The organism is Brevibacillus sp. SIMBA_040, from assembly GCF_046535075.1.
In the GTDB taxonomy this organism is placed as follows: domain Bacteria; phylum Bacillota; class Bacilli; order Brevibacillales; family Brevibacillaceae; genus Brevibacillus.
Genome location: NZ_JAWRXI010000001.1, coordinates 413,111 through 435,647, shown reverse-complemented (window position 1 = coordinate 435,647; position 22,537 = coordinate 413,111). Strand labels below are relative to the sequence as shown.

General features: G+C 47.7%; 21 protein-coding genes and 1 pseudogene. 15 read left to right on the top strand and 7 right to left on the bottom strand.

What is annotated here, in order from left to right:
- The first annotated feature begins 2 nt into the window (after positions 1 to 2).
- From sufD to sufB, 4 genes are read left to right on the top strand one after another with little or no spacing between them, the layout of a single operon-like run.
- A complete protein-coding gene (gene sufD / locus SB752_RS02170) occupies positions 3 to 1,301 on the top strand; it encodes a Fe-S cluster assembly protein SufD (RefSeq protein WP_410714100.1) in 1,299 nt (432 codons plus the stop codon).
- Positions 1,301 to 2,527 carry a cysteine desulfurase gene (locus SB752_RS02165; RefSeq protein ID WP_410714099.1) on the top strand — a complete coding sequence of 409 codons (1,227 nt, stop codon included), beginning with the start codon at positions 1,301 to 1,303 and terminating at the stop codon, positions 2,525 to 2,527. The genes sufD and SB752_RS02165 overlap by 1 nt, the downstream gene beginning before the upstream one ends.
- Positions 2,514 to 2,951, top strand: coding sequence for a Fe-S cluster assembly sulfur transfer protein SufU (sufU, locus tag SB752_RS02160; RefSeq protein WP_410714098.1), 438 nt, complete (start codon positions 2,514 to 2,516; stop codon positions 2,949 to 2,951). The genes SB752_RS02165 and sufU overlap by 14 nt, the downstream gene beginning before the upstream one ends.
- Before the next feature lie 40 nt (positions 2,952 to 2,991).
- The gene (gene sufB, locus SB752_RS02155; protein WP_410714263.1) at positions 2,992 to 4,389 is read left to right on the top strand and encodes a Fe-S cluster assembly protein SufB; all 1,398 of its coding nucleotides are present in this window, start codon (positions 2,992 to 2,994) and stop codon (positions 4,387 to 4,389) included.
- Positions 4,390 to 4,590: 201 nt separating this feature from the next.
- Here the strand turns inward: sufB and SB752_RS02150 are convergent.
- Positions 4,591 to 5,043 (bottom strand): annotated as a pseudogene (locus SB752_RS02150) (VOC family protein); the annotation flags it as partial.
- 409 nt (positions 5,044 to 5,452) lie between these two features.
- Here SB752_RS02150 and SB752_RS02145 point away from each other — a divergent pair.
- The 4 genes from SB752_RS02145 to SB752_RS02130 all read left to right on the top strand — a co-directional run bounded on the left by SB752_RS02145 (position 5,453) and on the right by SB752_RS02130 (position 8,549).
- Complete coding sequence (locus SB752_RS02145; RefSeq protein WP_410714097.1) at positions 5,453 to 5,962, top strand: hypothetical protein; 510 nt, start codon at positions 5,453 to 5,455, stop codon at positions 5,960 to 5,962.
- A 417-nt stretch (positions 5,963 to 6,379) separates the two neighbouring features.
- Positions 6,380 to 6,886 carry a hypothetical protein gene (locus SB752_RS02140; protein ID WP_410714096.1) on the top strand — a complete coding sequence of 169 codons (507 nt, stop codon included), beginning with the start codon at positions 6,380 to 6,382 and terminating at the stop codon, positions 6,884 to 6,886.
- A 231-nt stretch (positions 6,887 to 7,117) separates the two neighbouring features.
- Positions 7,118 to 7,702, top strand: coding sequence for a sigma-70 family RNA polymerase sigma factor (locus tag SB752_RS02135; protein WP_410714095.1), 585 nt, complete (start codon positions 7,118 to 7,120; stop codon positions 7,700 to 7,702).
- Positions 7,692 to 8,549, top strand: coding sequence for a hypothetical protein (locus SB752_RS02130; RefSeq protein WP_410714094.1), 858 nt, complete (start codon positions 7,692 to 7,694; stop codon positions 8,547 to 8,549). Before SB752_RS02135 ends, SB752_RS02130 begins: the two co-directional genes overlap by 11 nt.
- 166 nt (positions 8,550 to 8,715) lie before the next feature.
- Here the strand turns inward: SB752_RS02130 and SB752_RS02125 are convergent, their stop codons facing one another.
- The gene (locus SB752_RS02125) at positions 8,716 to 9,381 is read right to left on the bottom strand and encodes a DUF2642 domain-containing protein (protein WP_410714093.1); all 666 of its coding nucleotides are present in this window, start codon (positions 9,379 to 9,381) and stop codon (positions 8,716 to 8,718) included.
- A gap of 21 nt (positions 9,382 to 9,402) precedes the next feature.
- A complete protein-coding gene (locus SB752_RS02120; protein WP_410714092.1) occupies positions 9,403 to 10,743 on the bottom strand; it encodes an ArsB/NhaD family transporter in 1,341 nt (446 codons plus the stop codon).
- Between the two features lie 335 nt (positions 10,744 to 11,078).
- Here SB752_RS02120 and SB752_RS02115 point away from each other — a divergent pair, with 335 nt between their 5' ends.
- Positions 11,079 to 11,615 carry a suppressor of fused domain protein gene (locus tag SB752_RS02115; RefSeq protein WP_410714091.1) on the top strand — a complete coding sequence of 179 codons (537 nt, stop codon included), beginning with the start codon at positions 11,079 to 11,081 and terminating at the stop codon, positions 11,613 to 11,615.
- Positions 11,616 to 11,631: 16 nt separating this feature from the next.
- Positions 11,632 to 12,099, top strand: a complete 468-nt coding sequence (locus SB752_RS02110; protein ID WP_410714090.1) for an NUDIX domain-containing protein — start codon at positions 11,632 to 11,634, stop codon at positions 12,097 to 12,099.
- Positions 12,100 to 12,197: 98 nt separating this feature from the next.
- Here the strand turns inward: SB752_RS02110 and SB752_RS02105 are convergent, their stop codons facing one another.
- The gene (locus SB752_RS02105) at positions 12,198 to 13,058 is read right to left on the bottom strand and encodes a DMT family transporter (protein ID WP_410714262.1); all 861 of its coding nucleotides are present in this window, start codon (positions 13,056 to 13,058) and stop codon (positions 12,198 to 12,200) included.
- Positions 13,059 to 13,289: 231 nt separating this feature from the next.
- Between SB752_RS02105 and SB752_RS02100 the strand changes: the two genes are divergently transcribed.
- On the top strand, positions 13,290 to 14,720 hold the full coding sequence (locus SB752_RS02100; RefSeq protein WP_410714089.1) for an aminotransferase-like domain-containing protein: 1,431 nt from the start codon (positions 13,290 to 13,292) through the stop codon (positions 14,718 to 14,720).
- Positions 14,721 to 14,786: 66 nt separating this feature from the next.
- Positions 14,787 to 15,002 carry a CLC_0170 family protein gene (locus SB752_RS02095; protein WP_103104253.1) on the top strand — a complete coding sequence of 72 codons (216 nt, stop codon included), beginning with the start codon at positions 14,787 to 14,789 and terminating at the stop codon, positions 15,000 to 15,002.
- On the opposite strand, the gene SB752_RS02090 is transcribed toward SB752_RS02095, so the two are convergent.
- The 3 genes from SB752_RS02090 to SB752_RS02080 are packed head-to-tail and all read right to left on the bottom strand — an operon-like array spanning position 14,995 to position 18,643.
- Positions 14,995 to 16,251 (bottom strand): Ger(x)C family spore germination protein, encoded by a 1,257-nt coding sequence (locus tag SB752_RS02090; RefSeq protein WP_410714088.1) that lies wholly within the window; start codon positions 16,249 to 16,251, stop codon positions 14,995 to 14,997. The genes SB752_RS02095 and SB752_RS02090 overlap by 8 nt on opposite strands.
- On the bottom strand, positions 16,149 to 17,237 hold the full coding sequence (locus tag SB752_RS02085) for a GerAB/ArcD/ProY family transporter (RefSeq protein WP_410714087.1): 1,089 nt from the start codon (positions 17,235 to 17,237) through the stop codon (positions 16,149 to 16,151). Before SB752_RS02085 ends, SB752_RS02090 begins: the two co-directional genes overlap by 103 nt.
- Before the next feature lie 2 nt (positions 17,238 to 17,239).
- Complete coding sequence (locus SB752_RS02080; protein WP_410714086.1) at positions 17,240 to 18,643, bottom strand: spore germination protein; 1,404 nt, start codon at positions 18,641 to 18,643, stop codon at positions 17,240 to 17,242.
- A 250-nt stretch (positions 18,644 to 18,893) separates the two neighbouring features.
- On the opposite strand from SB752_RS02080, the gene SB752_RS02075 reads away from it, so the two are divergent.
- The 3 genes from SB752_RS02075 to floT all read left to right on the top strand — a co-directional run bounded on the left by SB752_RS02075 (position 18,894) and on the right by floT (position 22,497).
- On the top strand, positions 18,894 to 20,246 hold the full coding sequence (locus SB752_RS02075) for an Nramp family divalent metal transporter (protein WP_410714085.1): 1,353 nt from the start codon (positions 18,894 to 18,896) through the stop codon (positions 20,244 to 20,246).
- Between the two features lie 111 nt (positions 20,247 to 20,357).
- The gene (locus tag SB752_RS02070; RefSeq protein ID WP_410714084.1) at positions 20,358 to 20,903 is read left to right on the top strand and encodes an NfeD family membrane protein; all 546 of its coding nucleotides are present in this window, start codon (positions 20,358 to 20,360) and stop codon (positions 20,901 to 20,903) included.
- Positions 20,896 to 22,497 (top strand): flotillin lipid rafts scaffold protein FloT, encoded by a 1,602-nt coding sequence (floT, locus tag SB752_RS02065; protein WP_410714083.1) that lies wholly within the window; start codon positions 20,896 to 20,898, stop codon positions 22,495 to 22,497. Before SB752_RS02070 ends, floT begins: the two co-directional genes overlap by 8 nt.
- Positions 22,498 to 22,537 lie beyond the last annotated feature (40 nt).

Below are 22,537 nucleotides of genomic sequence, written 5' to 3'. Positions count from 1 at the left end.
AAATGAGTGTGGATGTACAGCTACGCTTCGACGCCGAAGCGATTACCCAGTACTCCAAAGCTAATCAGGAGCCTGCCTGGTTCCTGGAAAAGCGCCTCGCTGGCCTGAAGGCGGCTGGGGAGCTTGGGCTTCCTGCTTTGGAGAAAACCAAAATCGATAAATGGAACACACAAGAATTCGAACCGTTCCAAACCACTGCCAAGGTAGCATCGGCAAGCGAGCTAAGCGAACTGGTAAAGGAACAAATTGATGCTGACAGCGTGAAAAACCTGTTGGTTCAAAAGAACGCCTCTACCCTCTTTTTCGCAGCAACAGAAGAGCTGAAAGCACAAGGTGTCATCTTCACCACATTTGCTGATGCTCTCGTTTCGCATGGCGATCTGGTTCAAAAATATTTGCTGAATGTCGTAGCATACGACGAGCACAAGCTGACTGCGCTGCATACAGCGGTAGTCAACGGTGGAGTATTCCTCTATGTACCGAAAAACGTAGAAGTAGACGTACCACTGCAAGCTGTGTATGAAATCGCTGGCGACAACGCGCTGCTGTGCCCGCATGTGCTGATCGTGGCAGAAGCGAACAGCAAAGTGACCTACGTGGATACATATGTATCTGGCGAAGGTAAAAACATGGTAGCTAACAGTATTGTTGAAGTATATGTAGGCCCTGGCGCATCTGTGCAGGTTGCGTCTGTTCGTTCCCTTTCTACTGACGTTCACGACTACAGCTTCCGCCGCGCTACGGTTGATCGCGATGGAAAAATGGAATGGATTTTGGGTGAGATGAACGACGGGAATACCGTTGCCAACAACACTACCATCCTCAAAGGTACTGCTTCGATTGCAGAAACCAAATCCATTTCAGTAGGGACAGGTTCCCAGCGTCAAAACCTGACCTCCCAAGTTCAGCACATCGGAACGCATTCCGAGTCTGACATGGTGAGCAAGGCAGTTATGACAGGTGAAGCAGTCAGCATTTTGAACGGTATCACCAAAATTGAAAAAGGCGCTGAAAAAGCAAACGGCGTACAGGCGGAAAACATCCTGATGCTGAGCGATAAATCTCGCGGCGATGCCAACCCGATCCTGTTGATCGATGAGGACGATGTCAAAGCGGGCCATGCTGCTTCGGTAGGACGCTTCAGTGAAGAGTCTATCTACTACCTCATGTCGCGTGGAATTACCCGTCAGGGCGCAGAACGTCTCATTATTCTTGGCTTCCTGGACCCAGTTGTAGCTGAGATTCCAGTTGAAGAAGTGAAGAATAAACTCCGTCAGGCGCTTGAAAGGAAGTTAGGCTAATGAACGCCAAGGAGCTTCGGAAATATTTTCCCATCCTTCAGCAAGAGGTAAACGGGCATCCGCTCGTATATCTGGACAATGGAGCAACCTCTCAAAAGCCGATTCAGGTGATTGAGGCGATGGATAAATACTACAGGGAGTACAACTCCAATGTGCACCGTGGTGTGCACACCTTGGGCAACATGGCGACAGATGGCTATGAGGGCGCGCGCGAGAAAGTCCGCGCCTTCATCAACGCGCGTGAAGCAGCAGAGATCGTCTTCACACGCGGTACGACATCTGCTATTAATACCATCGCGTATGGTTATGCTCGCACGACCCTGAAGCCAGGAGATGAGATTGTGACTACTGTGGTGGAGCACCACGCCAATTTCATTCCGTGGCAGCAGGCAGCCAAGGCAACCGGAGCGACCTTCAAGTTCATTCCGCTGGCAGAGGACGGCACTGTGACTCTGGAAGCGGTCAAGGAAACGATCACGGATAATACCAAAATCGTTGCCATTCACCATATTTCCAACGTACTCGGGGATACTACTCCGATCAAGGAAATCGCACAGATTGCTCATCAGCATGGAGCTCTCCTGTTTGTAGACGGGGCACAAGGTGCACCACACAAAAAAATCGACGTTCAGGATTTGGATTGCGATTTTTACTCGTTTTCCGCTCACAAGATGGCGGGTCCGACAGGCGTAGGTGTCCTGTACGGCAAACGTGAAGTGCTGGAGCGCGTCGAGCCGATGGAATTTGGCGGGGAAATGATTGACTACGTAGATTTGTACGATTCTACGTGGAAAGAGCTGCCTTGGAAGTTTGAAGGCGGGACCCCGATTATCGCTGGCGCAATTGGCCTCGGAGCAGCGATTGACTTTTTAGAAGAAATCGGTCTGGACAATATCGAGCGTCATGAAAAGCATCTGGTGGCGTACGCCATGGAGCAAATGCGCGAGATCGAAGGACTGAAAATTTACGGCCCGCAGCAGGACCGCAGCAGTTTAATTACATTCAACCTAGATACGGTACATCCGCATGACCTGGCGACAGTTCTGGATAGTTACGGAATCGCAGTTCGTGCCGGCCATCACTGCGCACAGCCGCTGATGCGTTGGCTGAATGTGACAGCTACCGCTCGGGCAAGCTTCTACGTATATAATACGGAAGAAGAAGTAGATGTGCTGGTAGCAGGGTTGAAGAAAACGAAGGAGTATTTCGGCAATGTCTTCTCTTGATGATCTATACCGCCGCGTCATTATGGACCACTACCAAAAGCCGCGTAATCGTGGAAAGCTGGAAGAATCCGACGGACTCATCGTTAATCTAAATAACCCAACCTGTGGTGACAGCATCTCGCTCTCCTTGAAAGTGGAGGAGGGCAAGGTGGTGGACGCCAAGTTTCTCGGTGAAGGCTGCTCGATCAGCATGTCCTCCGCTTCGATGATGACGGACGCAGTCAAAGGCATGCCAGTGGAAGAAGCGCTCGAGCTGGCACACAAGTTTTCTGATTTGATGCAAGGCAAGGAAATTGACGATTCCATCGACCTCGGGGACATCGAAGCTTTGTCCGGGGTGGCCAAGTTCCCAGCGCGGATCAAGTGTGCGACGCTCGCATGGAAAGCACTGGAGCAAGGCATCAAGCAGGCCGAGCAGGAATAGCCATTTCTACGCGGATATGAAAATGAAGGAGTGAGCAATGATGGCTAAAAAAGCCCCTGAGATACAGGATTACCAATACGGCTTCCACGATAAGGACGTATCTGTATTCCGTACAAAAAAGGGTCTGACCCGTGAGATCGTCGAGGAAATCTCGAAGATCAAGGAAGAGCCTGAGTGGATGCTGGAGTTTCGTTTGAAATCTCTGGACATCTTCAACAGCATCCCTATGCCAAAATGGGGAGGCGACCTGGACGACCTCGATTTCAACAACATCACCTACTACGTAAAGCCTTCTGAAAAGCAAGGACGTAGTTGGGATGAGGTTCCAGAAGAAATCAAGGCAACTTTTGACAAGCTGGGTATTCCAGAGGCGGAGCAAAAGTTCCTCGCTGGTGTATCCGCACAGTATGAATCCGAGGTTGTTTACCACAACATGCAGGAAGACCTGGAAAAGCTGGGCGTTCTCTTCTGCGATATGGATTCCGCTGTGAAGCTGTACCCAGACATCGTGAAAGAATATTTCGCGACGGTAATTCCTCCGGCAGACAACAAGTTCTCTGCACTCAACTCGGCTGTATGGTCCGGTGGTTCCTTCATTTACGTACCAAAAGGCGTAAAAGTAGATACTCCGCTTCAAGCATACTTCCGCATCAACTCGGAGAACATGGGTCAATTTGAGCGCACGCTGATCATCGTTGATGAGGACGCGTTCGTACACTACGTCGAAGGCTGTACAGCTCCAATCTACAGCACAGACTCCCTGCACTCCGCAGTTGTAGAAATCATCGTAAAAGAGCGCGGCCGTTGCCGTTACACCACGATCCAAAACTGGTCCAACAACGTATACAACCTCGTTACCAAACGTGCGGTTGCTTACGCGGATGCGAACATGGAATGGATTGATGGTAACATCGGTTCCAAGCTGACGATGAAATATCCAGCTGTAATCATGAAAGGTCCTCGTGCAAAAGGTACTGTTCTTTCCATCGCAGTAGCAGGAAAAGGACAACACCAAGACGCAGGTGCTAAAATGATTCACTTGGCTCCAGATTGCACATCCACGATCATTTCCAAATCCATCTCCCGTGATGGCGGAAAAGTAACCTATCGCGGTCTCGCACAATTTGGACGCAAGTCGGACGGCTCCAAGTCCAACATCAAGTGCGATACGCTGATTTTGGATAAACTGTCCACGTCCGACACGATCCCTTACAACGAGATCATGAACGACAACATTACGCTCGAGCATGAAGCGACTGTTTCCAAAGTATCCGAGGATCAACTGTTCTACCTGATGAGCCGCGGACTTTCTGAAGCTGAAGCGACTGAGATGATCGTAATGGGCTTCATCGAACCATTCACAAAAGAGTTGCCGATGGAGTATGCAGTAGAGATGAACCGTCTGATCAAGTTTGAGATGGAAGGCTCTATTGGTTAAACCTTTGCTTCTCAGTCTTCTATTTAACATGTAAATACGTGTCTGCTGCGACTTTGACGCTTACGTGTCCGAGTCGCTCAGACACGTATTTTATTTGTCCCTGCGTCTAAAGGATGACCTTACTACATAGTAAATCCCCTCCCAATGTATATTTGAATGCTTCTATCTTAGAGGGGGTTATTTCAAACTCCAATATTCGGCTCATTTATCCACTAAAGCTTTTGCCCATTCAGCTACCCTCCGGCTACTATCTTCTTCTGACAAATCGTCAATCCGAGTCATAATAGACCATCTTACTCCAAAAGGATCCAATATACTTCCGAATCGATTACCTGAAGCAAAGTTTATAATCGGTTCCCTTACTTTGGCTCCTCTTGATAACGCGTTTTCAAATACCTCATCAACATTCATTACGTAAATCCCTAAAGAATAACATGCATTGCCTTCATCTGGCGGCAAGACCAATTGATATGCCAGATTCGCTGCTCCCAGCTGCAAAAAACCATTTCAAAAATCTAATTCCGAATGAACAATCATTTTATTGCCATTTCCATCAGGATGTTCAGTAATATTCTTCACCCTTGCATTGAAAACCATTTTATAGAACTCTATTGCCTCAGAAGGATCCTTCACTGTTATAAATGGGGTATAAGCAAGGAAAGCTCCCCAAACAACGGATACTGTTACAAAGGCAAAGAAAAATGGCAACATACATTTATTGTCAGATGCATTGCCAGTTGAAACAAAATTTACTTGTCAGAATAAGGTAGAAAAACCTAAACCGTGGTGGGAAAAAGCTAGTCAATTGTCTGGTCCTTATGTATTTCGGCATATGATAAGGTTCCTGGGTTTAGAGAGAATAGTATAGCTCGTCATTACTGAACGATATACTATATGGGCCTAACCAAATATAGATAGTTGATATCGAATCTGAAACCGTATGGATTCTTTTTTAGTTTGTTCTCTAAATTTTGGAATAAAATTCATATAAATATAATAATTGACAAAAAAAGTATAAATGGTATTTTTGTTATGTAAAAAAATACCAAGTAGAGGGATTGAAATGAAAAAATTAGGTTATGGATTACTGCTTGCAACCTTGGTTCTTAGTTCTTCTAATGTAGTTTCAGCAAATAATCAAAATACGGGCTCTGTTGTAACGACTCCTAGTAAAGTAGCGGGAGCTAGTAAAATAAACAATGCAGCAGTGCAATCTAACATCTACTTAGTAAATTTTGATCTTCAATACGGGTATACGAAACGCCAATATAGTGGACCAATGAGTTTTGGTTCTGGAACAATTAAGTTCCAGTTCGACTCACTGGAAACGAGTTCGTCTGTAGATCCTAAGGTATTCGTTACACTCTTTAAAAAGGATAGTGCAGGAAACTACGTAGAGCTTTCTAATACTTTTACAGTTAAGCGCCCTGTTGATGGTGACGGTGATATTATTTCATTTGGCATCAATGCGGTTGCAGGAGAGAAATACTACGTAGAATTAGTAAATCAATCTGCTGAAGGCACAGGAACGAAGCCAAATGCTTTCGGATCTCTGAGAGTGTTTGCACAATAATGTAAAATTTTTCTCAACTCGAAAATACGTATCTTGCAATGACTTGGATGATGATGTCACAAAGTCGCGAGATACGTATTTTTTCTTTTTTGATAGGTAGATGGCAGTATCGGTGGGTGAATGAAGTGATACTTCATATCCCCTGTTTATTCTGTGTTGATTGCCTAGTGATACAATCAACCTGCCCATTGTAAGTAGCAAATAAAAGTGATCGTTCCTTTTCGCTGATGGAACGCCGTATGCGCTGAAAGGCGCCCGTACGGTGTAGGCTCGTTATAAAGCTGAAAGGTATAAGACGAGAATAGCGATCCAGGAGTAACAGGATTTCAAGGACCTATCAACCAAGGGAGTGATGGCACAAAAGCCTCGGTTACAGTAACATACGGACCACTTGTATCAGAAGGAGATACAATAACAGTGGACAGTGTGGATGTTTATACGAAGGCAACCACAGGTAACGGCTCAAACACATTCAGCACAATAGAAGAACTGACAGCATTAATTGACGGTGGTTCTTTTGTAGATGCAACGTATAGCGGATCGATGATCACAGTAACGGCAAGTACAGCGGGTGTAAGCGGAAATGGTATCGCGATTAGCACTACATCTAGCTCACTTGGGCTTTATTTGTCGAGTCCAACGCTTACAGGTGGAGTAGATGGTCAAGCAGAGTTCACAACATTTACTGTAGCCACTGGTGCAACTTCTACTGGCAACATTACCGTCATGGTTGACAGTGTCCCTTATACAGTAGCAGTGACAATTGGTCAAACGCCGGAAACAATAGCAGCTGCGATCGTTTCCAAGCTAACAGAGGATACCGTGGCTGGTTATACGGTTTCCCGATTGCCAATTTCATCGACTATAATATTTACGTCGACTGCTAAACAAAATGTTGAGGATCTGACTGTGTCGATCAACTAATGGAATAGCGTTGAAATAACCCTCAGGAGAAATTCCTGAGGGTATTTTTTAAATTCATTTCCCACATTTTTCATAGTTGCCCAACCCCCCCAAAAAAATTTTACAACCATTTTGTTAATACAATCCCCAATTCCCCGTATTAACTAGCGTGAGACTCATATCACCACAACAAATTGCGCAATTTGTTTGCTCACCGCATTTTACTATAGAGGAAGAAAGGAGGGGAAGTAGTTGGAGATTGCCCAAGTAAGCACAGGCATCTGCCACAACGAAAGAAGCGATACCCAAGATGGGATCATGTCGACACAAAGATTTACCGAGATTTACGATGCGTACTATAAGCGCGTCTATAAGTACATTTGCTATCGAATCAACAATCATTATGCAGCGGAAGAGATTTGCAGTCACGTATTTGAAGTAGTGATTTCCAAATACAAAAGCTTCTCGCCACAGAGGTCCAACTTTGAGGTATGGCTGTTCGCGATTGCGAGAAACGCTGTGACTGATTACTTCCGCTCACAGAAAAAAAGAATGACCTTTTCACTAGATACCATCTTGGATCTGTTCCAACCAAAATCGTCTCCCGAAGAAATCGTGATTCGAGATGATAGTCATGAAGAGCTGTTCAAGGCACTGGCAAAGCTGAGTGACAAAGAACGCCATATCATTGCGATGAAGTACGCAGCAGGTCTAAAAAATGCGGAAATCGCTGATCTGTTAGGTGTGAGCGGCTCGAATATCGGGGTTGTTCTTTACAGATGCTTGAAGAAGCTGCAGAAGGAATTGGAGAAGGGGGGCTTTCACTATGAAGGGTGAGCAAGAGCGAAGCGAGTTTTGTGACCTGACACGCTTGCTTGAAAAGGTAGAGCTGGACGACAAAGCCTCAAAGGACAAAATCTATAATCGTCTGAAATTCAAAATAGAAGCAGGAACCATAAGACCCGACTATACGAAAAAGGATGAGATCACAATGAAAAAGAATAGATGGAAAACGATTACGGTTAGTGCTGTTGCTGTCATTTGCTTAACAGGTGCATTCTCGACGACCTCGTTTGCCCAAGGGATGCTTGAATCCATTCTGGCTCGTTTTCAAGTGGGCAATTTACAAATCGTCCAATACGACAAGGAGCCGTCCGTTCCGGCAAAGGATGCTGCGTCTGAACAAGCGAATGGAAATACTACACGTGCAGTTGAATTGCAGGCACGCCCTGATCTGACTGTACAGGAAGCGCGCTCTGCACTGGGCATCAACTTCCCGGCTCCAACATGGCTCGCAGATTATAAATACGTCAACACCGTCATTCATGGCAAGAACATGGCAGAGGTACAATTTGCACAAGGAGAAAAAATGGTCAACTTCCTGGTTTCCAAGGGCGGAGAAAATGGCATCGGTACTACAGAGGAAGTTAAAACAGAAGTGATTCAAGGAACCAAGGTTTACTTTGCAAATGGGATTGTGATCTGGGAGGATAACGGATTTACGGTAGAGCTGTACGCCCAGGAGGACTTTGATACTGCTACATTGGGCAAAATCATTGACGGCTTCGCAGTAGGGGCGCCGCTCACACAAGCAGAAATCGATAAAGCAAAAGAAAAGCTGCAAAACACGGCTCCAACAGAAGGACCTGGTCCAGCTCCAGCACCTGCCCAAGCGTCTAGATAATAATGGGTGTGTAACCAGCAGTGTTTTCTCAAAAGCAATCGAAAAATACGCGTCCGAGGCGACTTCCACGTTTGGGTGGATTCGCTTTGGGCGCGTACTTTTTGGCTGACAACCGTTCAACCCGCCTACCTGTTGTCAAGAAGGGCTGTATACACGATATGATTGTCTATGGAACGTGAAAGGTTTTCAGATGCTGCAGGTTCCACAACAGCTTCTCGCCATTGGCGATTCGAAGCTCGATTTTGTTTCCATCCACCTTTTCAATCAGTCCTACCTTGTCTGAATCAAATCCTAGGTCAAAGACTGCGAAAACCCCTTCTAATTTTTTGCATTGCTGCTTGAATGTACGCGACAATGGGAGGCTGTTTGGTACAAACAAAAAGCGGTCTTTATCCATGGCGTAGGGGGTGATGTTATCTGGAAAGGGAATGATCCATTTCACATGGTCGATAGAGACAAAAATCGTTTTGAAAACGGGCGAGTGGAAAACAAAGTAATCATTCATGATACTGGTGAGGTATCCGCTAAACGATTGATTTCCCGTTATATAAATCTCGATAAAGCGCCCTTTTGCATTCTCCAGCACCTTTCGATAAGAAATATTATCTGCTTGGTCACTATCGTGAACAGTAAATACATGCTCCAGATGTGGCCTTTGTACCGTGCTTTGCTTCAGATTCTGGATGTGAACCAACGGAATGTATACAAACTTCTGTCCGTTATCAATCACGATCAAATCTAGCCCTGCATCAATCAAAATCCCCTGAAAAACGTTTTTGCCCGATATTTCTACATCGATGCTTTTTCCAATCAACGACCGAATATAATCCATTTTTTACCCTCCACGGCAATCCTAAAATATCCATGCTACCCAATAGGCGAGAACCACCAACGTGAAAACAACTGTGATAGGGATGACAATCGAGGTGACTTTCAAGTAATCCCCCCACGTGATTTTCACATTTCCTTTTTTCAAAATGTGCATCCATAGCAAGGTAGCCAGTGTACCCATAGGCAAAAGCAAGGACCCGATGTCACTACCAATCACGCTAGCCAGATACGATATTTTTAAAGTGAGCGGGTCTAGCCCCATGTTGGTCAAGGTAAGTGTGCCCACCATCAACGCAGGGTGGTTGTTGAACAAATTGGAGAGGAGCGATACAAGTCCTCCCATCATGATGCTGGCTTGGAGCAAGCTTCCCGACACCAGCGGTTGAAAGAAGCCGATCAGCCAATTCGTCAGTCCAATGTTGTGCAGCCCGTAAATAATCACGTACATGCTGAAGGCAAACACAAAAATATGCCATGGCGTTTTCTTTAGCATATCTTTGGGTGATATCTTGAGGTAATACCAACGCCAAGCCAGCAGGACGAGAGAACCGATTACCGCCGTGAGCGGTACAGGAAAGTGGAAGTAAGATGCGACAAATAGGCTGGCTCGTACACCTAAAACAAATAGCAGGAGATACCCCATGAATTTGGTCCGCTTTTCGAGGGGGATCGGTGATGAATCTCCTTTTAGGGGGTGACTTCGTTTCGCAGAAAGACTGAGATTGATGGATCGAAGCTTGCGCGGGAGTGTGCGATAGAAATAGGCATATAGGAGAAGTGTAAGGAGAATCAGCCCTAGCGTAGCGGGAACAAACATCATCGCCGTATGCATATACAGATCCATGTTCACAATTTTCAACGCAATGAGATTCACAATATTACTGACCCCGATGGGTGCGCTTGAGGCGGTGGCAATCAAGGCTCCGCTTAGTAGATACGGGATTTTCTCATGATTTTTCAGCCCCAGCTTGTGGAGCAATAACAGCAAGATTGGCGTGGTAATCAGGATGCTGCCATCGTTGTTGACGAAGAGAGTCATGAGAAAGCAGAGAAGATTCGTATACCAGAAGAGGCGAATTCCCGATCCTTTCGATTTTGCCGCCAAATTTTCAGCTGCCCAGTGAAAGAAGCCAAAGCTCTCGAGTACAATCGCCATGACAATGGTTGCCATGATGGTGATGGCAGCACCCCCGATTGTTTCTGTGATCGTACCCAAATCGCTCAGCGATACACTACCGCTCAGTAGAACGAAAAGAGCGCCACAGGTTGCAGGGATGGCTTCGTTTACGTGAGGTCGGCAAAAAATAAAGATGATGGTGCATATAAAAGAGAGAATCGTCAGTGGTACCATCAATTCAGTCATAGTAGTCATCTGCTTCTATCCGATGTTGTCTAGTTGTCATCGTTGTGTGTACATTCCTTTCACTTGTCCAAAAAACCAGTTTGTACTGTATTTATACGTAAAGCGAATCTACTTTGAACTAAACTTGTACCCTTTTTGCATAGAATCCACTGTCATCCCCTGACACATATCCAGCAATGACAATTTGATATGCGCTACAAATAACTAGAAACGACTCAGTTTCGCTCATTTGATAGCGCCTCCAAGTGTGCTAAAATCATTGTGGAGGAAGCCAAGTAAACCGATTGCTTCAACCGGTTGGAATAAAGGTTTTCTTACGGAGCGGAAACGTACATATGATAGTGGTAAAGCAGGTAATGGATCACTGCAGCAGCTTTTTTGGGTACAAGGGAGATTTGTATCAATGCGAAGTAGCAGATGTGCTGATAGCTGTCTATCCGGCGACACGCAAGCGAGGCTGGTGGACATATGTCACACTTGAGCTGCACAAGACAGGGGCAAGTGAATGTGTACTCTATTCCTACCAGTTTGACAGGGCGATGATCACGCATTTGGCGAATATCGCTCATCAGGTCATGCGGCGATGGGAGGAGCATAACATCCTGCTGCAAAAGGGAAGCGTTTTCTTGCTGGAAGGAGCCATTCAAGAAACTTCTGTGCTTGATTGCGCATTGGTTACACCAGTCTATTACGAAGAAGTAGGATTCGAATATTATACAAACGGCAAAGACGTAATCCGATTCATGATGCTTCATGCCATTGCCAAATCGGAGGCCGTATTCGCACAACGCTATGGAATGGACGCGCTAGAGGAATTGTTTGCGAGAACTTGTGTCGATTCCCTGAATGTCATGCGTACCCCTGCCATATGAGAAGGGAGCGAACAGGATGAAAGCGATTAGCATCAGGGTAACCGTGGTGGTAGAACACCAGGGCAGGATTCTTCTTATACGGGAAAAGACGGGAGGAGAACCTTGCTACAGCTTGCCTGGTGGCAATGTAGAATACGTCGAAACGATCCCGGAAGCGACAAGAAGAGAGGTTTGGGAGGAAACCGGGCTGCTCGTCAGTATGGAGCGCTTGCTTTGGGTGGATGACCGAATCAATCATTCGGGCGAAGGAAAGCATACGATTGCGGTTGCTGTCCTGGCCAAACTAATGGGCGAGGAGACTGAGCCGATTCCCGGAGGTCTCGATGATGAAGAAATTGAATGGGCGGGCTGGGTTACATTCGACGATTGGAAGACACTGCCCTTGTACCACGATGCTTGGCGAGAGCTGGTTATTTCCGCACTGGCTGATCCCGGTTACAAGGCTGAGTATTTAGGCAACATGCTGGATGGGAAAAAGAAGTGACTTCAGCAGTATCTCCCCACGGATGACAAAAAGAAGTGTATGCCTTTTATGCAAAGGCTACACTTCTTTTTGTATATCTCGTCAATCTACCTGCTTGTCTAAGCCCTTACCCTTACAGGGGCTGATTTGCCTTTTGCTACCGCGATAACGACAATGACGGCAGCAGCAATTGCTCCGAGTGGAACTGCTTCAGAGAGCAGCAGCCATGCAGCGAGAATGGAGAGAAATGGCTGCAAGTATTGCGTCTGGCTTACCCGGGCAACGCCACCAAGTGCCAGCCCATGATACCAGGCAAAGAAACCGAGAAACTGACTGACAACACAAATGTAACCAAATCCGAGCCATGTAGTCCACGTCGCTTGCTTTAGTTCGGCAATCAGTGGACCAGCGATGGGAACGACCAGAAAAGGAAAGGCAAAGACAAGCGACCAGCTAATCACTCGCCAGCCTCCCATTGTTTTCGAAAGCTGACCGCCAACAGCATAGCCAATCGCAGCTGAGATGACTGCTCCAAGCAGGGAAAGATCAGCCCATTGCAGGGCACCAAGTCCTGAGCTGATGGCGTAAGCGATGATGGTTACACAGGCGATGATACTGGAAATCCAGTAGGTGCGTGTCGGGCGCTCACCAGCAAAAAACGCGCCTGCACCAGCTGTCGCCAACGGGAGAAGAGCGATAATTACGGCACCATGGTTCGCAGGGACATGCTCCAGCGCAACAGACGAGAAAAATGGAAACCCTACTACGACACCCCCTGCTACCAGAAACAGCTTTTTCGTTTGTTGCCAGGTAGGTAAAGGCACTCGCTTGATCAATAGCACCAAGCAAGCCAAAATGGCTGCAATCAAAGCACGTCCCAAGCCAGCACTCAAAGGGCTGAGGTCCGCAATCACGGCTTTTGTAACGGGCAATGTCAGACTGAAGCTGCATACTCCGATGAAGCCATACAGTAACCCCATTTTTTCGTTGCGGCTACTGCTTTGCACAGGCAGGTTATCCTGCAGCGCCTTTTTTTTCACGGCGACCTCTGTTCTCATATAAATCCCATCCTTTTTTTGCGACCGTCTATGATTTCTCATCTTAAAAGCGTCGACGATCAAAGGGTAGATCCAATTGGCAGCAGGATGAGCAGGCCAATTTGTCGAACATCAGTCGTAATTAACAAGATTCATGATGGAGGAGACGGGAGTATGGAGTGGAAGCCGGACAAAAGCAAGGAACAGCCCGTTTATCAGCAGATCGCCAAAAGGCTGGAGCAGCAAATCATTGAGGGTGAGCTGCAGCCTGGAAGCTCCTTGCCGGCAGAGAGAGTCTTGGCCAGGAGGTACGGTGTAAACAGGGGGACTGTATCGGCGGCGTACGAGGAATTGCGTGCGGTGGGGCTGTTGCAATCGTGGCAAGGAAGCGGCACGTGGGTCAGCCAGCATTTGTGGGGAGTACGGCAAATGCCGAATTGGTACAAATATACGAACGGAGGCGCCTTTTTACCTGCTTACCCGTTAGTGAAGCGGATTCAGGATGCCTGCTTTGATCCGTCGATCATCAATTTGGCAAAAGCAGAATTAACGCCCTCCATGATTCCTCCCTTGACTCCGCAAAGCATAGCGGATACGGGCGAGATGCGCTTTGAACTCGGCTATGCGCATCCTAAAGGCGATCCAAGACTGCGCGAGGTTCTCACAGCCCATTTACAGGAGCTATACGGAATTACTGCATCGCCCGAAGAAATTCTCGTTACCTCGGGAGCACAACAAGCCCTCCACCTGATCTCCCTTTGCCTGCTCAGTCCTGGTGACGCCATCGCCATGGAGGGGCCGTCATACTCTTATTCCTTGCCGTTATTTAGTTCGGCAGGGCTGCGGCTATACAGATTGCCATTGGACGAAGAAGGAATTATTCCAGAGGCAATCAAATTGCTGCATCAGGAGCACAGAATTCGCATGGTATTCGCCAATCCTACCTACCACAATCCAACGAGCAACGTGATGAGTCAGGCGAGACGAAGGCAACTGCTTGAGGTATGTCAGGAGCTACGGATTCCGCTGGTCGAAGATGATGCTTATGGCGCGCTTACGATAAAAGGAGGCAAAAAGCCGCCTCTTCCTGTAAAAGCGATAGATACGAGCGGAACTGTTCTGTATCTAAACAGTACATCCAAGACAGTGGCGCCAGGACTACGCATCGGATGGCTGGTTGGGCCACGTGCAGTCATTGAGCGGCTCGCTGATGCCAAGCAGCAAATGGATTTCGGTACGAGCAGTGTTTCCCAGCAGCTCGCTCGCCATTTTTTGGAGAGCACGCAGTGGCAAAAACAAATGGAACGATTAGCGGATTATTTGTTTACACAGCGAGCGGCTATGCTGGATGCGATGGATAAGGAGCTGAAGGATTTTGCCGTCTGGAATGTTCCTCTGGGCAGCTTTCATTTCTGGTGCCGATTACTCCAGCCACTGGACGAGCGAGAACTGCTGGATGCTGCGATTCGGGAAGGCGTCGTATTTACCCCCGGAGGCGTTTATGGTGCCGAGCAGGGCTGGTTGCGTCTTACGTATTCTTGGGAACAGGGTACGGAAATCGAAGAAGGAATTCGGCGACTAGGCAAGGTGCTGCAAACCATATAGAGCTATATTGCTAGAATCCTTGGTCGATACTAGGAGAATGATCATCATGAGAGGCAGGGTGAACCGATGGGATTTTCACTGGTTATTGGCTTTATTGAGTCGCTCACTTCGTACTATTTGGTACTGCTTTTGCTCATCGTGGGTCTCATTCTCCGTTTCAGGTACTATGTTGCCTATCGAAATCGACAGCTAACGCGGGATGCCGCCTATGCAAAAGTCGGCGGCTACGCGCTCCTTTTTCTTTCCATGGTGGTCCTGATAGCCCATTTTATCGCTATTTGAATTGACCGATCCGTCTGATAAAGGTTTGTACGTCTACACGCACCTCAACATTTTGAAATTGCTCGTCCCAATCATGGTGATGGGCTTTCCAATACGGGTATTGATGGCGACGCAGCTCTTCGCCAAAGCCAAAAATATCCGTTTTATATTTTTTTTGCATGAGGGCAATCAATTCTTCTGCTTTCTTTTTGATTTCGTGATTAATCAGCTGCTCACGATCTTTTATTTTATCAAGAGTAGGATTGTGGCCTAAGCCGTCTTCTGCGAGATTGCCTTCCCCGCGGATATATAAAGAGATGACAGGCTGCCCATTCTGGATCGATGTTTTAACGGTCGAACGGGCACCTTTTACTTCCAAAGTCGTAAATTTAGGGATTTTTTCCTTCCTTATTTTTTGGACGATTACTTCGTCGCCGGCGGAAAACGTTCCGTTAATCCAGCGAAGTGCCTTCACATCCTGATCACCTAACCAGCCAATCAATTGATCTCCTTTCATAATCGCTCCTCCTGCCATCTTCACTTCGTGCGTTTCCGTACGGATGGCTGGCAGCACACTGTTCCCCCCGTTGTGGAAGTTACTCGAAAATTGGCCAATAGAGGCTGTCTTTGGGAGGCGTGCCGTCTTCGCTTCGCCTTCTTCCGTCAGTAAGCTGATGTAGCGCCCAGAGACGGGCAAAAGCTTTGGTTTTACATGCAGAGCGTCCTTCGCCGCGCCTTTTGCGATAATCAGCTTGATTTTCCGGCGGGATTCATGGTCCCGATAAAACAAATCCAGTGCACGATCAATCCCTTCCTTCGCAAGATCTTCTCCGATAACGATAGACTGCAAATGCTCATAGTAGGGCTGTCTGGCTACACGTGTGGCCATAAGCCGGATACATTCAAAAATAGAAGGACCAGAGGTAGTCGCATTCCAGACAGGCGAGATATGAGGATTGTTTACCTTTCCAGAAAGTGCCCGAGCTTCCGTTAGCTGCGCAGTAAATTCAAAGTAGGAGCGTTTTCCAGCACTCTCTTTCGCCTTATCGATAGCAACAGACATTACAAATAGCCGATCCTGAATCTCGACGCGATCCCAGCATCCTGTGAGCAACAACGGTAAAAGCAGCAACAGCATCAAAAGGAGCCGCGGATAAACGGGGGCAATCATGCGTTTCGCCCCTTGCTTCGCCATTTGTACACGATAGCCAGCAGGACAGGAATGACGCTGGCAAGAGCTGCCCCCAGCCAGCTTGCCCACTTGCTCCATTCATCGACCTCCAAAATATTGCGAGGCAGTACAGCGATCAAGAATACGACAGGGACGAGAAGCAGGGCGATCACGCGATGCTCCTGTAGCCGAAGTAGCTGGGAGGCGATCAGGCTGGCACAGTAGTGAAACATGACAATGGTGGTAACGGAAAAAGGAATCCACACCATCATCATGATCGAATCGAGGCGCTCAATAAACGCGCCGGGTACCTCAATGTTTTTAATGACGGTTAGTGTAGGGTATTCGACGAGAGTCACTTCTTTTGCTCCCAATACCGCGATGCTAAGGAGCGTTATCAGTGTATAGAGCAGCAAAGCCGCACCAATCGCGAACCATGCGGCTTTGCAGGCCATGGCTGGCTTTTCCATGAATGGCTGGATAAATAACAGGATCTCAAATCCGAGGAAAGCGAAAAAGGTGGTAGGAAAAGCCTTGCTCAGCGGATTGATCCCGTCGCCCATAATCGGGAGAATTCGTCCGAGGTCTGTGTCCCGGATGGTTTGCGTCAAAACGAGCAAGAGCAAAAATACGGTCAGTGGCTGAATGAATTGGTTAAATCGGGCCATCGCATTGACACCATGCATGATTAAATAGGAGCTCATGCCAAGCATGCCGATAATAATGACCTCGACTGGGGTCAAATCTAGCAAAAACAGCTTGGTCACATCTGCGGAAATTCGGACGACTGTGCCTACAAACATCAAAAAATAGAGTAAAAATGCGAGCAGGACGATGGTGCCAGCAAACTTGCCCAACAGGATGGGCGCATATTGCAGGATGCTTTGCCCTGGAAAGCGATTTCCGAGATACGCCATCAAGGCAACGGTCAGCATGGCTAAAAAGCCAGAGATGATAATCACGATCCAGCTATCAGTCCCCGCCTTCGTTCCTACAGATTCCGGAAGAGATAAAACACCAACTCCCACCATGGCAGCAAACAGCTGCACGGTTACTTGGGGGGAAGTAAGTCTGTCTTTAATCACAACTACCATCCTTTCTTACGTTTGCGAAGGTTCAATCTGGTTTGATCTGGAGTATGTAGAATTTCCGGTCTTTTCTTGAGATAGGGAAGAGGTGCCCGGATAAGTAAATCCTTCCAATCGCTGATTCGATAAGGAACGATAGGAGAAAAATAATTGATGCTAAATGATTTCAAGGAAACGAGATGGGCAAGAATCACCATCACACCTAAAATGAGTCCAAAAAGCCCCAGACTGCCTGACAACAGCATGAGTGGAAAGCGAAGCAGACGCAGGGCGATCGCCCCATTGTAAGCAGGTACGAGAAAAGACGAAATGGCCGTAATCGCTACGACAATGACCAGTACAGGAGAGACGATCCCCGCCTCTACAGCGGCTTGTCCGATCACCAGCCCACCAACAATCCCGATGGTTTGTCCCATGATTTTGGGAAGACGCAGTCCTGCTTCTCGAAGCATTTCCAGCGTAACTTCCATGAAAATCGCTTCAAGCAAAGAAGGGAATGGAACGTCTGTCCGGGACGCAGAGATACTGATCGCTAACTGAGTAGGAATCATACCAGGATGATAGGCAATAAGTGCGATGTAAAGCGAGGGCAGGACCAGAGCCACCACGGCCCCCACCATCCGGATGATTCTGATGGAAGAGCCAATCATCCATCGCTCGTAGTAATCGTCTGGAGCCTGGAAGAGCATGGAGAACGTAACAGGTACGATCAACACGACAGGCGATCCGTCTACGATAATCGCGATTCGACCTTCGAGCAGCGTATGCAGGACCTTTGCCGGGCGCTCGGAGTACTGGACTTGGGGAAAAGGGGAGTACCAGCTATCTTCTATCCATTGCTCAACCGTACCACTGTCCAAAACCTCATCTATATCCATCGTAGAAAGCCGCGTTTTGACTTCATCGAGAACGTTGGGATTGACGATTCCGTTTATAGAAAGAAGGGCTACTTTTGTTTTCGTTCGTCTCCCCAGCACCTGGATATCCACTTTTAATTCAGGGTCAGGGTATCTGCGTCTGATTAACGACAGGTTTGTATTCAACGACTCTACAAATCCATCTCGAGGTCCGCGCAGCGAGTTTTCATTTTCTGATTCCTGAATGCTGCGCTGCTCTATTCCGTTTCCAATCGCCACATAGGCAGTCTGGTCAGAATGTTGGTAAATGATGATGTTCCCATACAGGATGGCATCCACAGCCTCTTCCAACGTTTCCACCGCCGGAAATGGAATCTTTTCCAGGCAACGGCTTACCTTATCCAGAATCTTGTCCTGAAGGTAGTCCGACTCTACAAAGCAGGGAAGATAACAGAGGGTGAAGCATTCTTCTCCGAAACAGTGCTGTCTTTGTTCATAATCAGCGCTTTCGCTAAATCGTAATGCCAATTCTTTTTCCCAATTCACAGCTAAACCTCCAGAAGCAAGGAATACGGGTAGTGTTGTCCAAGCATGCAAATATATACAAAATAAAATAGTTAGAAAGATAAAAAATTCCAACAATCCATCGTTGCAAATGTGCCGAATCGGAGTATAATATGAAATATATTTCGCTAGGTAAACATTTTTGCTTTTGGCTAATTCCTATATTTTTTTGAATAAAAGTTGCCCTGATGCAAAAAAAGTGACCTGAGCCACAAAACGGGGTGAATACATCATGCTGACGAAATCAAAATCGAATGAAGCTGTTCAAGAGCAAGGCTGGAGAAGAGCAGCCGACCAACCGTCCTTGCCAGAGGTACACCGATCCATGAAGATTCCCCAAAAAGGCTCGTGGATTCGCAAGTTTCTTGCTTTTGCTGGTCCTGGCTATCTCGTCGCAGTAGGGTACATGGACCCGGGAAACTGGGCAACAGATATTGCGGGCGGCTCCCTGTTTGGTTATTCTCTGTTGTCGGTCATCATGCTATCTAATCTGATGGCGATCCTCTTACAAGCGCTTGCTGGAAAGCTAGGGATTGCTACTGGTCGAGATTTGGCCCAAGCGTGTCGGGATCACTACAGCAAGCCAGTTGCCATGGGGCTTTGGGTGTTGTGTGAGCTTGCCATCGCAGCATGTGACCTTGCAGAAGTGATTGGGGCTGCGATTGCACTGAATTTGCTTTTTGGTATCCCGCTTGTCTACGGGGTCTTGATTACCGCATTGGATGTCATGATTGTCCTGTTTTTGCAAAACAAGGGCTTTCGGTATGTCGAGTCGCTCGTTATCGGGTTAATTGTGACGATTGGGGCGTGCTTCGCATTTGAAATGTTCTGGTCGCAGCCGGATGTAGCCGGAATTCTCGGCGGTTTTATCCCGACTACCGAAATTATCAAAAATCCGGAAATGCTCTATATCGCGATCGGTATTTTGGGTGCGACGGTCATGCCACACAACTTGTACCTCCATTCTTCTATCGTACAGACGCGTGACTACGAGCAGACGACCTTGGGAAAGCGGGAAGCGATTAAATTTGCGACTGTCGATTCGACGATTGCACTGGTTTTCGCGATGGGAATTAATGCGGCTATTCTGATCCTGTCGTCGGCGACCTTTCACCGCGCAGGAATGACGGATGTAGCAGACATTGCCGATGCGTATCATTTGCTCGCTCCATTGCTTGGAACTACGCTCGGAAGCATTCTCTTTGGAGTAGCCTTGCTGGCGGCGGGGATGAACTCCACACTGACGGGGACTTTGGCAGGGCAGATTGTGATGGAGGGCTTTTTGAATCTACGCATTAGGCCTTGGCTGCGACGCCTGATCACGCGGATGATTGCCATCGTGCCAGCCGTCATTGTCACCGCCATGTATGGTGAGAGCGGAGCGACAGAGCTGCTGATCCTCAGTCAGGTCATCCTTTCGTTGCAGCTGTCCTTTGCGGTCGTTCCGTTAGTCAAATTCACAAGCGATAAAACGAAAATGGGTGAGTTTGTAAACGCACCTTGGCTGAAATGGCTCGCCTGGTTTGTGGCGACGGTTATCATGGGATTGAACCTTTATTTGCTCTACCAAACCTTTTTCGGATAAATAAAAATCCTAATCCTCCCTTTTTAAGGGGGGATTTTCCTTCCTTATGAAACCTTTTTCGTTCTGGATCGTATGAGAAGTAGAGGCATTTTTGGAAAGGAGTGGATTAACGTGGGCGTACTTGAAACCGTCTACATGGTTTGCCTCGTTGGTGGCCTCATCTATACCCTGATCGCGCTTATTTTTGGTGATACGATCTCGGATTGGCTGGGTCAGCTTCAACTGCCTGTCGTAGAACCGATCGTGCTTGTAAGCGGCCTTACCGCGTTTGGTGGAGCCGGCTATCTGCTTTCGCGCTTCACCTCGCTTTCTTGGCTGGTCGTCCTGTTGTTGGCCATTGCCATCGGTGGAGGATTGGCAGTAGCAGCGTTTTTTGTCTGGGTAAAGCCCATGAGCAAGGCAGAAAACTCCACGGGATACTCCATGAATCAGCTGGGAGGCAAGCTGGGTGAGGTGAACACGACGATTCCTGCAGATGGCTTGGGAGAGGTTTTGCTCCCCATGATTAGCGGTACGACTTATCATATGGCAGCGAGTCTGGAACAGCGGACAATCCAGCAAGGAACCCGTGTAGTGGTGGTAGAAGTGCGGGACCACGTATTGTATGTAACGCCTTTCCACAATGAATGGGAAAAGGAGATGAAAGAGCATGTTTGATTTTGAACCAGGTATTCTCATGACAATAGGAGTCGTCGTAGTGGTCTTTCTCGTCTTGGGTATCGCCTTTTGGGCGCGTTACAAGACGGTTGGTGCAGATGAGGCGATGATCGTTACAGGTAGCTACTTGGGCAGTAAAAACGTACTCAGCGACGAGTCTGGTCGCAAAATGAAGATTGTCCGCGGCGGCGGCGCATTTATTCTCCCGATTTTTCAACAAGCGAATTTTCTGAGTCTTCTGTCCCATAAGCTGGACGTGTCGACACCAGAGGTGTATACAGAGCAGGGTGTTCCTGTGATGGCGGATGGAGTAGCCATCATCAAAATTGGCGGTTCCATCGAGGATATCGCGACAGCGGCAGAGCAATTCATGGGCAAAAAAGACGAGGCGCTCAAAAGTGAAGCACAGGAAGTTTTGGAGGGCTATCTCAGAGCGATTCTCGGCAGTATGACGGTAGAAGAGATCTATAAAAACCGGGAGCGCTTCGCCCAAGAAGTGCAATCGGTGGCGACCAAGGACTTGAAAAAAATGGGTCTTTCCGTTGTCAGCTTTACCATCAAGGACGTGCGTGATAAAAACGGTTATCTTGCAGCCTTGGGGATTCCGCAGATTGCAGCAGTCAAGCGTGATGCGACAATCTCACAGGCAGATGCAGACAAGGAAGCACGGATCAAGCAGGCACAAGCAGAGGAATCGGCTCGAAAGGCAGAGCTGTTAAAAGAAACCAACATCGCTGAGGCGGAAAAAGAAAAAGAACTGAAGGTCGCTGCGTTTAAGCAGGAGCAGGACAAAGCAAAGGCAAGCGCTGACCAAGCCTACAAGCTGCAAGAGGCAGTCGCGAAGCAGCAGGTAACGGAAGAAGAAATGAAAGTCGATCTGGTTCGTAAGCAAAAGGAAATCGAACTGGAGGAAAAAGAAATTTTGCGTCGCGAGAAACAATACGATGCAGAAGTAAAGAAAAAAGCAGATGCGGACCGTTACTCCGTCGAGCAAGCGGCAGAGGCGGAAAAAGCCAAAAAGCTGCGTGAGGCAGATGCGCTGAAATATCGGATTGAGGCAGAAGCAAAAGCGATGGCTGAACAAAAGCGTCTTGACGGTTTGGCTATTGCGGAGGCTGAAAGAGCAAAAGGTACGGCAGAGGCTGAAGTCACCCGTCTCAAGCTGGAAGCAGAAGCGGAAGGTAAGGAGAAGCTGGCAGAGGCGTACGAAAAGTTCGGTCAGGCAGCAGTTCTCGATATTATTGCAAAAATGCTTCCAGAGCTGGCTGAGAAGATCGCTGAGCCGATCAAGGCTATCGATAAAGTCACGATCGTCGATGCTGGTGGAGGCAGTGGAGACGGGGTCAATCGCTTGAGTGGAAACGTCACCAAGCTGATGGCACAGCTGCCAGAAATGCTAAAAGACGTTTCTGGGCTGGATATGAACAAAATGATTACAGACTTTATGCAAAAAGGTCCTGTAAATAAGGCGCAGCCAGCCCTGACGGCCAATCAGGCTCCTGCACCAGCAAGCACCGTTTCTGCGGTTCTAGCGAGCAATGCTGACAAAGCAGCGCCACAGAAAACAGCAGATACGGCAGACAAAACAAACTAAAGAAATGACATAGAAATGGCCCCCTTCCTATATGTGAAGG

Coding starts and splice junctions, on each gene's coding strand:
- sufU (WP_410714098.1), top strand. CDS start 2,514: ATGTCTTCTCTTGATGATCTATACCGCCGCGTCATTATGGACCACTAC.
- SB752_RS02125 (WP_410714093.1), bottom strand. CDS start 9,381: ATGGATTATATTCGGTCGTTGATTGGAAAAAGCATCGATGTAGAAATA.
- SB752_RS02095 (WP_103104253.1), top strand. CDS start 14,787: ATGGGATTTTCACTGGTTATTGGCTTTATTGAGTCGCTCACTTCGTAC.
- SB752_RS02130 (WP_410714094.1), top strand. CDS start 7,692: ATGAAGGGTGAGCAAGAGCGAAGCGAGTTTTGTGACCTGACACGCTTG.
- SB752_RS02075 (WP_410714085.1), top strand. CDS start 18,894: ATGCTGACGAAATCAAAATCGAATGAAGCTGTTCAAGAGCAAGGCTGG.
- SB752_RS02105 (WP_410714262.1), bottom strand. CDS start 13,058: ATGGGGTTACTGTATGGCTTCATCGGAGTATGCAGCTTCAGTCTGACA.
- sufD (WP_410714100.1), top strand. CDS start 3: ATGAGTGTGGATGTACAGCTACGCTTCGACGCCGAAGCGATTACCCAG.
- SB752_RS02110 (WP_410714090.1), top strand. CDS start 11,632: ATGAAAGCGATTAGCATCAGGGTAACCGTGGTGGTAGAACACCAGGGC.
- floT (WP_410714083.1), top strand. CDS start 20,896: ATGTTTGATTTTGAACCAGGTATTCTCATGACAATAGGAGTCGTCGTA.
- sufB (WP_410714263.1), top strand. CDS start 2,992: ATGGCTAAAAAAGCCCCTGAGATACAGGATTACCAATACGGCTTCCAC.
- SB752_RS02165 (WP_410714099.1), top strand. CDS start 1,301: ATGAACGCCAAGGAGCTTCGGAAATATTTTCCCATCCTTCAGCAAGAG.
- SB752_RS02120 (WP_410714092.1), bottom strand. CDS start 10,743: ATGACTGAATTGATGGTACCACTGACGATTCTCTCTTTTATATGCACC.
- SB752_RS02090 (WP_410714088.1), bottom strand. CDS start 16,251: ATGGAGCAAGTGGGCAAGCTGGCTGGGGGCAGCTCTTGCCAGCGTCAT.
- SB752_RS02115 (WP_410714091.1), top strand. CDS start 11,079: ATGATAGTGGTAAAGCAGGTAATGGATCACTGCAGCAGCTTTTTTGGG.
- SB752_RS02145 (WP_410714097.1), top strand. CDS start 5,453: ATGAAAAAATTAGGTTATGGATTACTGCTTGCAACCTTGGTTCTTAGT.
- SB752_RS02100 (WP_410714089.1), top strand. CDS start 13,290: ATGGAGTGGAAGCCGGACAAAAGCAAGGAACAGCCCGTTTATCAGCAG.